Source organism: Halobellus ruber (assembly GCF_014212355.1).
GTDB classification, from domain to species: Archaea; Halobacteriota; Halobacteria; order Halobacteriales; family Haloferacaceae; genus Haloquadratum; species Haloquadratum rubrum.
In genome coordinates, this window is record NZ_JACKXD010000004.1 from 147,530 (window position 1) to 160,956 (window position 13,427).

Sequence of the window (13,427 nt, forward strand, 5' to 3'; positions counted from 1 at the left end):
TCAGCGACAGGCGGGTAAATGTGTTCGGCACCCGACCGATCACGGCGGTGCCGCCCGCCTCACAACCCGAGTCGTTCGCGGACGGCGTCGAGGAACCCCTGCTCCTCGTGAGGGTCGGCGTCGGGATCGGGGACCACGCGGTCGTCGGCCAGGATCACCACCCGATCCTCGCCGTCTCTGACCGAGATCAGCCCGTCCTGTTTCAGTGACGCGAGTGCCGCCTCGATCTCGTCGATGTCGGTGTCGACGGCGGCGCGCACCTCGAAGACGGTCATTCCCTCGTCCGCGCGATCAACGAGTGCATCGAGGACCTCCACCTCAACGTCCCGCCGGTCACGGAACTCGCGCCGCGCTCTCATAGTCGGGCTTTGTCCCGCATCGGGTATACGCTTACCGCCGCGTCAGGCCACGGCGTCGACGCCGAGCCTCGCCGGACGCGTCTGCCGTCCGTCTGACGTAGCAGGTACACTTTTGCCGCTGAACGCCGCAAGGGCGCGTAATGGGACTGAAATGCCGCCTCTTCGGGCACACGTACGGGACCCCCGAGGTCGAGCGCAGCCGCAAGGAGGAGGGTGACGAGGTCGTCGTCACCATCCGGAACGTCAAGCGGTGCAAGCGCTGTGGTGACGAGCGGATGGTAAACCAGACCAAGGAGGTCACGTCGGTCCGTACCCCCGAGGAAGTAGGCCTCGACGAGGCCGAAGGGGCGTCGACGACCCCGGAGCCGTCGGGCGAGTCCGACCCCGCGGCGGAGGAGTCGCCGGTGACGCCGGCAGAGCCGACGGCGACCGGGGCGGACGGCACTGTCGACGTGACCGTAGAGGCCGAACCGGAGCCCACCCCCGACGCGACGGACGGTCCCGCCGAGGACGGCACTGCGGCCACAGCGGAGGCCTCCGATGCGGGCCCCCGGGCCGACAGCTCCGGACCGGACGAGTGGGACGAGGACGCGGTCGTCGAGGAACCCGACGACGGCTGGGAGACGGGTAGCGACGACTGGGACGACGTCGAGCCGGATCCGGACGCCGACGACGCGGTCATCCTCGACGCCGAGGAGACCGAACGCGACGAGGTCCAGTGGCCCGAGGAGTCGGACGCCGACCCCGAAGCCACCGCCGGCGAAGCCGATCCCGAGGTGGCCGCCGACGCCGTCGACCCGGCGGGGACGACGGACGAGTCGGGGACCGACGCCGAGATCATCGACGCCGAGCCGGCCCCGGAGGCCACGAGCGGCTGGCCCGACCACGACGGCGCCGACGAGGGGTACTCGGCGACGCCGAACGCCGATGTCGACGCCGACTTCGAGGGTGACGGACTGACGCCCGAGGTGAACGGCGGCGCGCCCGACGACGCCGCCGAGGTCGACGGCATCGCGGCGGGCGGGGGAGACGACGGCGCCGCAGAGCCGACGTACGTGGGCGCCGACGGCGCAGACGACCCCGACGCCGGCCAGGGGTTCGTCCGAGCGGGGGAGTCGACGGCCGAAGCGGACGTTCCGGCCGATCGGGTCGAGTTCTACTGCCCGAACTGCGGCTACGCCCAGGTCGCCGGCACCTCGTCGATGCGCGCCGGCGACATCTGCCCCGACTGCAAGCAGGGGTACATCGCCGAACGCGAACAGTAGCCGCCGCCCGGGGACGAAACTGGTAAACCACCACCTGCCGAACCACGGGTTATGAAGGAGTACAAGATGCGTCGCGGGGAGACCCTCGAGGAGCGCATCCCGGACATGGAGTCGACCGTCGAGGCGTACTTCGGCCCGATCACGGGGACGACCGAGTACAACGGTAGCGACCTCTACGTGGTCGAGGAACCGGAGAACCCGGTGTTCGAGCGAGTGGTCGCCGGCACCGTCTCCTACGGCAGCAAGAAGGACCGGCTGGGCGTCGAGTTCGAGGAACGGGATCCCACGGAGCTCGGCCCCGACGAACTCGAAGCCGCCGGCGAGGCGGTCGATATGAAAAACGAGTTCCTGCTGGAGGCGACCGGTCGCGACGCGAAGTCCCGCCGCGATTCGATGAAGCGCGACGTCGAGGACGACGCACCCGACTACTGAGCCGGGACCTTCGACGGGACGCGACCCCGTGACCCATCCACGCTCGTCCGCCGTGGAGCGGCCCCTCGGCGCCGAACCCGCTTAATTAAGTATCGCGCTCACTCGTAACGACACGATGGCCAACTACGTTGGTGTCGACCTGGGGGCGACGAACGTCCGGGCGGTCGCCGCCGGCGGCGACGGCACGATCCTGGGGACGGCCGCCGACGACACCCCGCACGGCCCGACCGGGATCGCCGTCACGGAGGCCGTGTTGGGGGTCGTCCGCGAGGCGTGTGCAACGGCGGGGATCGACCCCGAATCGGTCACCGCAGCGGGGATCGGCGCGATCGGCCCCCTCGACCTCGCCGAGGGGGCGGTGGAGAACCCCGCCAACCTCCCGGATTCCATCGACCGGATCCCGCTCACCGGGCCGCTGTCGGTGCTCCTCGACACCGACCAGGTGTATCTCCACAACGACACGAACGCGGGCGTGATCGGCGAACGGTTCTACTCCGACCGCAACCCCGACGATATGGTGTATCTCACCATCTCCTCGGGGATCGGCGCGGGCGTCTGCGTCGACGGCCACGTCCTCACGGGGTGGGACGGCAACGCCGGCGAAGTCGGACACATGACCGTCGACCCGCAGGGCAGACTCACCTGTGGGTGCGGCCACGACGGCCACTGGGAGGGGTACTGCTCGGGGAACTCCATCCCCCGGTACGCGGAGTACCTCCACGACGCCGCCCCCGTCGAGACCGCACTCCCGATGGACGATCCCTCGTTTTCGGCGGCGGACGTCTTCGACCACGACGGCACCGACGACTTTGCGACCCACGTCGTCGACCAGGTCGCCCACTGGAACGCGATGGGGGTGGCGAACATCGTCCACGCGTACGCGCCGCTCGTGATCTACGTCGGCGGCGCCGTCGCGCTCAACAACCCCGAGCGGATCTTAGAGCCGATCCGCGAGCGGATGGCGGGAATGGTGATGTCGAACGTCCCCGAGATCCGGCTGACCACCCTCGGCGACGAGGTGGTCGTGAAGGGCGCTCTGGCGAGCGCGATGACCGGCGGCACGGGGGACCGCTCGCTTTCGTGATGCGGCGACGCGCGTTCCTCCGAGGCGTCGGCGCCGCCGCGGGCACGGCCACGGCCGCCGCTCTCGGCGGCCGGGCGTCGACCCGCCGCGTTGCGGCCCACCCCGGCCCCTACGAACCGTACGGGTCCATCGACGTCGCGGGCGCGAAGGAGGCGGTCGTCGGCCCCGACGGCGACGTGGCGTACCTCGCGACAACCACCGGGTACGCGACCGTCGACGTGTCGGTGCCCGACCGGCCCGAACTCCTCGCGGACGTCCGCGACCCGCTCGCGGATCGGGATGGCGGCCCGCTGCGGGTGATCTTCGACGCCAAACTCGACGTGGCAGATCCGACCACGCTCGTGGTCGCCGGCCCCGCAAACCCCCGACGCGGCGCGATCTCGGGGATTCTCGTGGTCGACGTGTCGGACCCTGCCCGCCCCGTGGAGGTCGCGTTCCACGCCACCGACTTCCCGGTCCACAACTGCTTCGTCCGCGACGGCCTCGCGTACCTCACCGGCAACGACGGCGGGCGGAACCCGATCGTGATCCTCGACGTCGAGACGGGAGCCGAGGTGGGCCGGTGGTCGGTCGCCGACGTCGCCGACGCCTGGGCCGCGGTGCCGAGCGGGCTCCGGAGCGTCCACGACGTCTACGTCGCCGACGACACCGCGTTCGTCGCACTCTGGGACGCCGGCACCTGGCTCCTCGACGTCTCCGATCCCGCCGAGCCGACCCTCCGTGGCCGGGTGGACGTGCCCGACCCCGAGCCGTTGGCGGAGCTCCCGGAGTCGGCCGTCCGCCGGCGGGCCACGCTGCCGCCGGGGAACCACCATTACGTCGCGACCGACGAGTCGGGCACGCTCCTCGGCGTCGGCCGGGAGTCGTGGGGGCGGCGAGTCGCGGACGACGCGACCGAAACCCCGGCGGCCAATGTCGCGGCCAACGACTCCGGGGCGTCCGGACCCGCCGCACCGCTCTCGGCCGCCCCCGACGCCGAGTTCGTCGGCGGCCCCTCGGGGATCGACCTCTGGGACGTGTCCGACCCCGCCGCGCCGGTCCCGCTGTCGACGGTCCCGGCGCCCGCCACCCCGGACCCGACCTACGGCGGCGTCTGGACCACCGCACACAACTTCGAGCTTTCGGGCGGCGTCCTCTACTCCTCGTGGTACCGCGGCGGCGTCAAGCGCCACGACGTCTCCGACCCGGCGGCGCCGACGGAAGCGTCGTGGTGGCGCGACCCCGACGCCGCGAGCTTCTGGACCGCCCGGTTAGCGGCGCCCGGCGAGCGCGAGGGCTTCTTCGTCGCCAGTAGTATGGGCGTCGGCGACGGCCCCGCCGGCCTGTACGCGTTCCCCGACCACGCGGGCGAGCAGGCCGATCCGTCAGGCGTGTTGCCGTCCGGGACCGCGACGCCGCGGCCACGGTACGGGACCGGGACGGCCGGCGGGTCGGACGCGACAACCCGGCCGGGGGCCGACGGCGGGATCAGTGCTCCCGGGTTCGGCGTCGCGGCCGGCGCCGGCGGGGTGGCGCTCGCGGCGTGGCGGCTCCTGCGTCGAGCCGAGGAGTGATCCGACCGGCGGCCGCCGTGTATGACCGTGACACACTTTTATCGACGCCGGACCGCTTCGAGTACAACCGCAAGCTTCCAAAGCGTCGGGCCCGAAGCGAGGGTGATGAGCGACCCCGAAGACTCCCTTCAACGCCGGATCGAGGAGTGGATGGCCGGCCAGATGCCGATCATCCAGATGCACGGCGGCGAGAGCGTCGTCCGGAAGGCCGACCCCGACACCGGCGAGGTGGTCGTGGAACTCGGCGGGGCGTGTGCGGGGTGTGGGATCTCCGACATCACCGCCGACAACATCCGGTCGGACCTGATTATGGACTTCGACGCCGTCGACGACGTGACCGTGAAGGTCCCCAGTTCCGGCGACCACGGTAACAGCACCGTCGAGGGCGGCCGCGGCGGGGAGCTCCAGTACGGCACCGACGATCCGGGCCACTTCTGAGGTCCGGCGACCGATGGCGTCGACCGACACCGACTCGCCGCGGGAGTTCGCCTTCGAGCTGGCGCTGTGCTCGGTGTTGGAGGAACGAACCGGCTGGGTGATCGGCCGCCAGCTCGGCGCGGCGGTCGAGGCGCCCGGCCGCCGGATCGCGGACGTCGCGGGCGTGGTTCCCAGCCCGAACTTCGACGCCCGCGCGGAGATCACGGCCGACGCGATCCCCCTCGGCGCGGTCGAAAGCGACGTGGGCGCCGGACGGGCGGTGCCGCGGCGGCGGGCGGTTCGGGAGTCGCCGTCCCTCCGGGAGTCGACCGTCGACGCCGCGATCGAGGCGGGCTTTTTCATCAGCGAGCGCCACGACGGCCGGGAGTACGTCCGGCAGGCCACCCGCTACCCCTCGGGGTGGTTCGCCCGACTGATCGGCATCGAGAACAAACCCGACCTCGCGGAGCCGGGCCCGCTCGAACGGCAACTCCGGGTCGACGTCGAACTCGGCGTGTTCGACCGGGTCGTGGTCGCGACCGAGAGCCACGTCACCCGCGCACACCTCAACCGGCTCCCGCCGGAAGCGGGCGTGTGGCGCTTCGACCCCGACGCCGGCGACCGCCGGGTCGTCCGCGAGCCAACCCCGCTTTCGGTCGCGGATCCCGGAATCGAGGTCGTCGCCGAGCGCCCGCTCGAAACCGAGATCGAGGTCGTCGGCGCCGAGGCGAAATCCCGGGCCCGCCGCCGGATCGCCGAACGCGCCTACGGCAAGGGGTGGCGGACCTACGACTTCCCGGCGTGTGCCCGGATCGACCCGACCGACGACGGGCGGCCGTACTGCGCGTGGTTCGACCGCGTCGTCGACCCCCGGCGGGAGTGCGGCCCCGACTGCCCCGGCCACGACCCCGGGGCCCGACCCGACGTCGACGCCGACGCGCTGCGGGACGTGCGGACGCCCTGGCGCCGGGATCCCCCCGGCGTGGTCCGCCGGCAGTCCGGGCTCGATCGGTTCCGGACCGACGGCTCGACGTCGAGCCGCTGAGACGGTGCGCCGACCTCGATTGCCGGTCGCCGTGGCTCCGGCTGCGATCCGGGCGATTCCAAGCTTCTGAGAATCGATTTCGGTTTATACGTCGATCCGGCCCCGACGTGTAGGTGTGAGGTGACTGCCAATGGCAACGTCCACTCGGCAACGGCTGGATAACACCGTCGAGTTCGACCTGAACGGGACCCTCGCGGGGTACTGGGTGGCAGCGCTCCGCGTCATCACCGGCTACTGGTTCCTCCACGCCGGCGTGACCAAGTTCGCGTTCATCGCGGGCGAACCGTTCGACGCCTCGGGGTGGATGCTCAACGCCACCGGCGGGAGTCCCATCCACGGCTTCTTCGTCTGGGCGGCGAACACGCCGTGGCTGCTCGAACTCACGAACTTTATGATCCCTGTGGGGGAGACCCTGATCGGGTTGGGGCTGCTCGTCGGCGCCTTGGTGAGGCTGGCGGCGTTCTTCGGGGGCGTCCTGATGACGTTCTTCTACCTCGGCAACGCCGCCTGGAGCCACGGGTTCGTGAACGGCGACCTCCTCGGGCTCCTGATGTTCGTCACCATCGGGATGCTCGGCGCGGGTCGGGTGCTCGGGCTCGACGCGCTGCTCGAAGGAACCGACGTCGGCGACACCCGGACGGCGAAGTACCTCCTCGGGTGAGCCGAGGGCCGGCCGGGCGTTCTGACTCTCCGGGCGGAGAGGCGGGGAGACCGGCCGATCGACACCACGGCTCACCCTTCGACCGCGGCCGGACCGGCTGTGGGCGCCGTCTCCGCCGGCTCGACGCCGGTGATCTCGAACCGGGCGCCGCCCGCGGCTCCTTCGGTCACGCGGACCGACCACCCGTGAGCGTCGACGATCCGCTCGACGATCGCGAGCCCGAACCCGGTCCCGTCGTCGGCGCTGTAGCCCTTCTCGAACACCCGGTCCCGTTCCCGTTCTGGGATCCCGTCGCCGTCGTCCTCGACGTAGAACCCGACGGCGTCGCCGTCACCCAGCGGGCCGACGCGGACGGTCACGTCGCGCCCACCGTGTTCGACCGCGTTGGCCAGGAGGTTCTCGAAGACGTGGCTGAGGCGGTCGGGATCCGCCCGAATCGTCCCGGCCTCTTCGACCACCAGTTCCGCGTCGATGCCGTCGACGCGCCCCCAACACTCGGTCGTGAGCGTCCCGATATCGACCGTGGTGGTGTCGCCGGCGGTCTTTCCCTCGCGGGCGAGCGTCAGCGTGTCTTCGAGGATCCGGTGCATCCGTCCGAGCGCGGATTCCACCCGATCCAGATGGTCCTCGACGGCCTCAGGATCGGCGTCCCGAGCGAGTTCGAGGTGTCCCGACGCGGCGTTCAGCGGGTTTCGGAGGTCGTGAGAGACGATGTCCGCGAACTCTTCGAGCCGGTCCCGCTCGCTGCGCAGTTCCTCCTGTCTGATCCGGCTCCGCTCGGCGTCGAGCTGGCGTTCGATCGCTCGGGCCTCGAAGACCCCGACCAGGAACCCGGTGCCGCCGCCGATCGACACGGCCCACCGCGTCCAACTCACGAGAAGCGGGAGCCCACCGCCCAGCGGTCGGGTCGCCATCACTCCGATGTTGATGAGCAGAAAGACCGCGGCCCCGCCCAGGCTCCACCGGCTGATCCGAAGATACCGGTCGTGGTCGAGCGACCCCTTCTCGACCCGGTAGCTCCCGTAGAGGAGGATCCCGATGAACGGCAGCGCGGTCACGACGCCGCTCACGTGTCCGTTCGCGGGGACGTACGTCCCCGCGCCGATTGCGACCGACTCCGCCACCAGGACCGCCACGAGCCCGATGCCCACCGCTACGGGCACCCACAGCCGTTCGCTCTCCGTTTCGACGTCGGAAGCCACGGTCCTGTGTTCGGCTATGGTTCTCACACCTGGGATATTCAATTGTGGGGGTCAATCGACCCGAGCGGTTGTCGCCCCCCGGGCGACCGCCCGTCGGCGCTCGGGTCTCTGCCGACCGCCGGCGGGCCGCGTCCGGCGTCAGTGGTCGTGGCCGTGGTCGCCGCCCCGGGAGAACTGTCCGGAGAACCCCCGTTGGACGACCTCCGAGAGCGCGGGGTGGATGTGGACCGACTCCCGGATGTCCCGGACCGACCCCGACCCGGCTTTCATCGCCACCACGACCTCCTGGATCAGGTTCGACGCCTCGGGGCCGACGATGTGACAGCCCAAGATCGTCCCGTCGAGGTCGATGATCGCCTTCAGGAAGCCGTCGGCGTGCATCGCGTCGCCGCGGGCGGTCTGGTCGTACCGGTACGTCCGGGTGGCGTACTCGCGCTCTTCGGCCCGGAGTTCGTCCTCGGTCGCGCCGACGCCGGCGACCTCCGGCGACGCGAACACCGCCCACGGCATCGCGGTGTAGTCCACCGCTTCGAGGTCGTCGCCGAGGACGTTGCGGGCGACGGTGGCCGCCTCGTGGTTCGCGCTGTGTTTCAGGAGGTACTCCCCCACGACGTCGCCGAGCGCCCACACCCCCTCGGCGGTGGTCCGCAGGTACTCGTCGGTCTCGACGAACCCCCGGTCGTCGGTCTCGACGCCGGCGGCCCCGACGTCGAGGATGTCGGTGTTGGGCCGGCGTCCCGCCGCAATCAGGAGTTCGTCGCCGGTCACGGTCACGTCGTCGCCGTCGACGACGCCCCCGCTCTCGCCGTACTCGTAGGGGCGGGCGGTGAGGGTGATCCCCTCCTCGGCCGCCTCGACGGCGGTGGCGGCGTGGCCGGTGTGCACGGTGAACCGCTCCCCGTACCGCTCGGTGAACGCCGCGGCGACCTCGGGGTCCGCGTCGGGTAACAGATTCGGCCGGCGGCCCACGATCGTCACGTCGCTGCCGAACGTGCCGAAGAAGTGGCCCAGTTCCGCGGCGATGTAGCCGCCGCCGACGATCACGAGGTGGTCCGGCGGCGCCTCCAGTTGCAGGGCCTCGGTGCTGGTCAGGTAGTCGACGGCGTCGATGCCGTCGATCGCCGGGATCGAGGGCCGGGTCCCGGCGGCGATCAGCACGGTGTCGGCGCGGACTTCGGCTCCCTCGTCGGCGCCGTCGACGATCTCGACCGTCCGTTCGTCGACGAAGCGGCCCTCGCCCTCGTAGAGGGTGTGGCTGTCGGAGGAGCGTAGCCCGCGGCGTATCGACGCGGCGTCCCCGCCGACGTCCTCGTTCACCTCCCGGACGATCTTCGCGAAGTCGACGCCTGTCACCTCGGCGTCGATGTCGTACTCGCCGGCGCGCTCGATCGTCTCCAGCACGTCGGCGTGGTACAGCAGCTGCTTCGAGGGGATGCAGCCGCGGTTCAGGCACGTCCCGCCGAGCGGCCCCTTCTCGACGACCCCGACCGACTGTCCTTGGTTCGCGGCGGCGTTGGCGACGTCCAGTCCCGATCCCGACCCGACGACCAGGAAGTCGAGTTCGTCCATACGGCACTCTCACGCCCGGCGGATAAGAAACGCCCGCGGACGTTCGCCGCGCGGACACCACCGCCGCGGTAGGACTCACCGCCAGCGAGCGCCCGGTTACGCCTCGCGGAGGTCGTCGAGTTCGGCGAGCAGGTCGTCGATCGGCGGCCGGTCGCCCGTCGTCGACCCTCTGTGGACGTACGCCAGGGTCGGGGCGTCGCCGCGGCGGTCGACGATCGCCACCGCGGGCATCCGGCCGACGAAATCCGAGACCCGCCCCAGAAGCCCGAACCGCACCGGCTGGTCGTAGGCCTCGCCCGCCTCGGCCTCGGGATCCGCGAGCAGCGGATACGGGAGGTCGTAGGAGGACTGCCAGGACCCGACGCGTTCGGTCGGTTCGGGGACGATCGCGACGACCTCGGCGTTCCGTGCTCTGAAATCGTCGATCCGGTCGGCGAGACGCTGGACCTGCGCCCGGCATTTCGTGCAGTAGTGGTCCCGCTGGAGGAACAGCACGGCGAAATCGACGCTCTCGGGGAGCGCGGACAACGAGAACGGGTCCGGACCCGCCGCGACGTTCGGCAGCGGAACGTCCGCTACCTCGTCTGCCATACGTTTCGTACGGCGCTCGGCGACAAAAACCGTCGGTCCTGCCTCGTCGCCTCACTCCACGAACTTCCCGGCGGCCTTCGACCAGTCCCACGACCGGTGGCGGATGCGGGGCGCCGCGTCGGCGGGGATCGCGCCGTGGGCGCGGAGGAACTCGCGGATCCCCGCCCCGCCGCCGAAGTCGCCGCGGAACCACAGGAACACCCGCGGGACAGCGACCGTCCCCGCGTCGGGGTCGTACTCGACAGTGGCGTCGAGATAGCTCCGGGTGGCGATGTCGAGTTGGTCGTCGATCCGCGCGGGCTCGTACGCCCGGATCGGCGGGCAGCTCTCGGCGCCGCAGTTCAGCGCGAAGTGGATCCGGGGGTCGCAGTCGACCAGCCGGTAGCGGCGCTCGAAGCCGGTGACCAGGACCTTCGGCAGATATCCCAGCCCGTACTTCGAGCGGCCGCCGCGGAGGAGGCCGTTCTCGATCCGATCCAAGGGCAGGTCGGTTCCGGCGACGGTGATCGCGGGCGCGAGGAAGAACCGGAGCATCCGCAGCGGGCTGTCGTAGCGTTCGGGGTGTGTTTCGAGAAGGAGCTGTGTGCCGGCGTTGTAGCAGTTGATCCAAAAGGCCAGGGCGGTCCGCCGGTCGTTCCGAACCGGCCGGAGGTCGGCGTCGGTGGCGTCGGCCAGCGCGGCCTCGTGTGCCGCCGTCGGCTCGCCGAGTTTGCACGCGACCAGGAGGTCCTCGGCGACCGCGACCGGCGACCGGCCGCTCGGCGGTGTGGCGGCTCCGGGCTCACTTCCTGCCGCTGACTCTGCCATACGAACGTTCCGGCCGCGCGTTCAAAAAGGGTTCCGCGGCCTGGCGCCCGCGACGTCCGAGCGGCTCCCGACACCTTGCAGGCGTCCGACGCCGACGCACACGCCCAGTACGCTTATGCAAAGCCAGCCCTCCCCGAACGTATGAGCCAGCGTGCCACACTCGCGGAGACGACGAGCCTCTGTCCCGACTGCCTGCAGCAGGTCCCCGGCCGGTACGAGGAGCGCGACGGCGGCGTGTTCCTCACGCGGGACTGCCCGGATCACGGGGTCGCGAGCCGGCGGGTCTGGGGCTCTCACGACCACTGGGAGTGGGCCGCGGAGTTCGGGCCCAGCCCGGAGTACGACGGCGGCGACCTGGCGGTCGACGACGACCACGCGTGTCTGGCGGTCGTGGAAGTCACCGACGACTGCAACCTCTCGTGTTCGTACTGCTTTGCGAGCTCCGGCCCCGGCGGCGACCACCGGTCGACCGACGAGATCGAGGCGCTTCTCGATACGGTTGAGAACGCCGGCGGGCGGCCCATCCAGTTCTCCGGCGGGGAGCCGACCGTCCGCGACGACCTCCCGGACCTGGTCGAACGGGCCCGCGAGCGCGGCATCGACCACGTTGAGGTCAACACCAACGGGATCCGGCTCGCCACCGAGGAGGGGTACGCCGGGAAACTGGCCGACGCCGGCGTGACTGCCGTCTACCTCCAGTTCGACGGGCTGACGAGCGAGACCTACGAGACGATCCGGGAGGTGGATCTCGTAGAAGAGAAACACGCCGCGATCGAGGCCTGCCGCGACGCCGACCTCCCGGTCGTCCTCGTGCCCACGGTCGTCCCCGACGTCAACGACCACGAGATGGGCGACATCGTGCGGTTCGCTCTGGAGAACCGCGACGTGATCCGGTCGGTCAACTTCCAGCCGGTCGCGCACTTCGGGCGGTACGCCACCGACGACGGCCGCTTTGCGATCGACACCGCCACCCGCCTCCTGGCCGAGCAGATCGGGAGCTTGGAGCCGCGGGATATGTTGCCGGCGCCCTGCTGTTCGGCGTACTGCCAGATCGGGACCGCGTTCGTGCCGGCGGATGCCGATCCGAGCGTCGGCGACGGGTGTGGGAGCGACGGCGGTGCCGCGGCCGACGGGGCCGACGCCGGCGCGGACTGCGGGTGCGAGGACGCCGACGCCGGCGCGTTCGTCCCGCTCACGAAGTTCGTCGACGACCAACTCTGGGAGATGCTCTCGGGGATGGTCGACGAGGGCGACTACATGGAACTGCTCGCGGGGACGGCCGCCGGCGAGGAGTGGGCGTGCAAGACCGCCGGCTGTTGCGGCGTCGACGTCCCGGGCGGCGTCGAAGGCCTCTTCGACGAGGTCGTTCCGGTGTCGTTCACGGGGTTTATGGACGCCGACGCCGCGGACGTGAACCGGCTGAGCAACTGCTGTATCTCCGTTCCCACTGCGGACGGCGATCTGGTCCCGTTCTGCGGGTACAACATGACCACCGACGACGGCGAGTACGCGCTCCGGAACCGCAACGAGTGGGGCGGCCGGGCCGCGGTCGACGACCCGCGGGCCGCCACCGGGGCCGACGGCTCCGACCCGGACGCCGACGCTCCCACGGGCTACGAGGGCGACGGCGTGGCTGACGGCGGGCGCGTCGAGGACAGCCCCCGGACGGACTGCGACCCCGACTCGGGCTGCTGTGGGGACGGCCGATGAACGGCCTCGTCGACGCGGCGCTTGCGAACCCCTGGTCGACGCTCGATCGGCTGCTCGACGGGCCGCTTCACCCTGGCGGCACCGACGCGACTGCCGCCCTCCTCGACCGCGCTGACGTCGGCTCCGACACGCGCGTGCTCGACGTCGGCTGTGGCGCCGGCGAGGCGCTCGCTGTTGCCCGCGAGCGGGGCGCCGACGCCGTCGGCGTCGACCCCTCGCCCGACGCGGCCGGCACGATCCGCGGCGACGCAACGGCGCTCCCGATCCGGGAATCGAGCGTCGACGTCCTGCTCGCGGAGTGTGTGCTCTGTCTCACCGACCTCCCGGCCGCGCTCGGGGAGGCCCGCCGGGTACTGGTCGACGGCGGCCGGCTCGCTGTCTCGGAGGTCGTGGTCGACGGCGGCGGCCCGGCGGTCCCCGAGCGGGTCGCGGAGGCCCTCTGTCTCTCCGGGGCGCGGAGCCGCGATCGGCTCCGGTCCGCGATCACGGGCGCCGGGTTCGCGGTTCGGACTATGACCGACCACCACGACGACCTGCTCGCAATGCGGGACCGCGTGACCGACCGGGTCGACTACGAGGGGCTGCTCGGGCTGATGGGCGAGCGGGGACAACGGGCGCTCGACGCCATCGAGACGCTCGAAACCGCGGTCGAGGCCGGCGAGGTGAGCTACGTCTCGGTCGTCGCGGACGCGCCGCAGTAAGCCGGCCGTCATACCCCCGTTTGTGGCCGGC

The 13,427-nt window shown here is 71.2% G+C and carries 14 protein-coding genes; 9 read left to right on the top strand and 5 right to left on the bottom strand.

Annotated features, from left to right (window positions below; genetic code table 11):
* Positions 1-59: 59 nt before the first annotated feature.
* Positions 60-359 (bottom strand): DUF6432 family protein, encoded by a 300-nt coding sequence (locus H5V44_RS12250; protein WP_185193420.1) that lies wholly within the window; start codon positions 357-359, stop codon positions 60-62.
* A gap of 140 nt (positions 360-499) precedes the next feature.
* Between H5V44_RS12250 and H5V44_RS12255 the strand changes: the two genes are divergently transcribed.
* The 7 genes from H5V44_RS12255 to H5V44_RS12285 all read left to right on the top strand — a co-directional run bounded on the left by H5V44_RS12255 (position 500) and on the right by H5V44_RS12285 (position 6,816).
* On the top strand, positions 500-1,624 hold the full coding sequence (locus H5V44_RS12255) for a DUF7093 family protein (RefSeq protein ID WP_185193421.1): 1,125 nt from the start codon (positions 500-502) through the stop codon (positions 1,622-1,624).
* 51 nt (positions 1,625-1,675) lie between these two features.
* Complete coding sequence (locus H5V44_RS12260) at positions 1,676-2,056, top strand: DUF5611 family protein (protein ID WP_185193422.1); 381 nt, start codon at positions 1,676-1,678, stop codon at positions 2,054-2,056.
* A gap of 115 nt (positions 2,057-2,171) precedes the next feature.
* Entirely contained in the window at positions 2,172-3,140 is a 969-nt protein-coding gene (locus H5V44_RS12265) for an ROK family protein (RefSeq protein ID WP_185193423.1), read from the top strand.
* Positions 3,140-4,693: an LVIVD repeat-containing protein gene (locus H5V44_RS12270; RefSeq protein ID WP_185193424.1), complete on the top strand. Its 1,554-nt coding sequence runs from the start codon at positions 3,140-3,142 to the stop codon at positions 4,691-4,693. Before H5V44_RS12265 ends, H5V44_RS12270 begins: the two co-directional genes overlap by 1 nt.
* A 105-nt stretch (positions 4,694-4,798) precedes the next feature.
* The gene (locus H5V44_RS12275) at positions 4,799-5,131 is read left to right on the top strand and encodes a NifU family protein (protein WP_185193425.1); all 333 of its coding nucleotides are present in this window, start codon (positions 4,799-4,801) and stop codon (positions 5,129-5,131) included.
* Positions 5,132-5,144: 13 nt separating this feature from the next.
* Entirely contained in the window at positions 5,145-6,155 is a 1,011-nt protein-coding gene (locus H5V44_RS12280; protein ID WP_185193426.1) for a DUF5787 family protein, read from the top strand.
* A gap of 130 nt (positions 6,156-6,285) precedes the next feature.
* Positions 6,286-6,816, top strand: a complete 531-nt coding sequence (locus tag H5V44_RS12285) for a DoxX family protein (RefSeq protein WP_185193427.1) — start codon at positions 6,286-6,288, stop codon at positions 6,814-6,816.
* 71 nt (positions 6,817-6,887) lie between these two features.
* Here the strand turns inward: H5V44_RS12285 and H5V44_RS12290 are convergent, their stop codons facing one another.
* The 4 genes from H5V44_RS12290 to H5V44_RS12305 form a co-directional block, all read right to left on the bottom strand.
* Positions 6,888-8,045, bottom strand: a complete 1,158-nt coding sequence (locus H5V44_RS12290) for a sensor histidine kinase (RefSeq protein WP_343067740.1) — start codon at positions 8,043-8,045, stop codon at positions 6,888-6,890.
* A gap of 111 nt (positions 8,046-8,156) precedes the next feature.
* On the bottom strand, positions 8,157-9,587 hold the full coding sequence (locus H5V44_RS12295) for a dihydrolipoyl dehydrogenase (RefSeq protein ID WP_185193428.1): 1,431 nt from the start codon (positions 9,585-9,587) through the stop codon (positions 8,157-8,159).
* Positions 9,588-9,683: 96 nt separating this feature from the next.
* The gene (locus H5V44_RS12300; protein ID WP_185193429.1) at positions 9,684-10,178 is read right to left on the bottom strand and encodes a redoxin domain-containing protein; all 495 of its coding nucleotides are present in this window, start codon (positions 10,176-10,178) and stop codon (positions 9,684-9,686) included.
* Positions 10,179-10,229: 51 nt separating this feature from the next.
* A complete protein-coding gene (locus tag H5V44_RS12305; RefSeq protein ID WP_185193430.1) occupies positions 10,230-10,985 on the bottom strand; it encodes a DUF547 domain-containing protein in 756 nt (251 codons plus the stop codon).
* Between the two features lie 141 nt (positions 10,986-11,126).
* Between H5V44_RS12305 and H5V44_RS12310 the strand changes: the two genes are divergently transcribed.
* Together H5V44_RS12310 and H5V44_RS12315 are read left to right on the top strand one after the other, a co-directional pair.
* Positions 11,127-12,695, top strand: coding sequence for a radical SAM protein (locus H5V44_RS12310; protein WP_185193431.1), 1,569 nt, complete (start codon positions 11,127-11,129; stop codon positions 12,693-12,695).
* Positions 12,692-13,396, top strand: coding sequence for a class I SAM-dependent methyltransferase (locus H5V44_RS12315; RefSeq protein WP_185193432.1), 705 nt, complete (start codon positions 12,692-12,694; stop codon positions 13,394-13,396). Before H5V44_RS12310 ends, H5V44_RS12315 begins: the two co-directional genes overlap by 4 nt.
* Positions 13,397-13,427 lie beyond the last annotated feature (31 nt).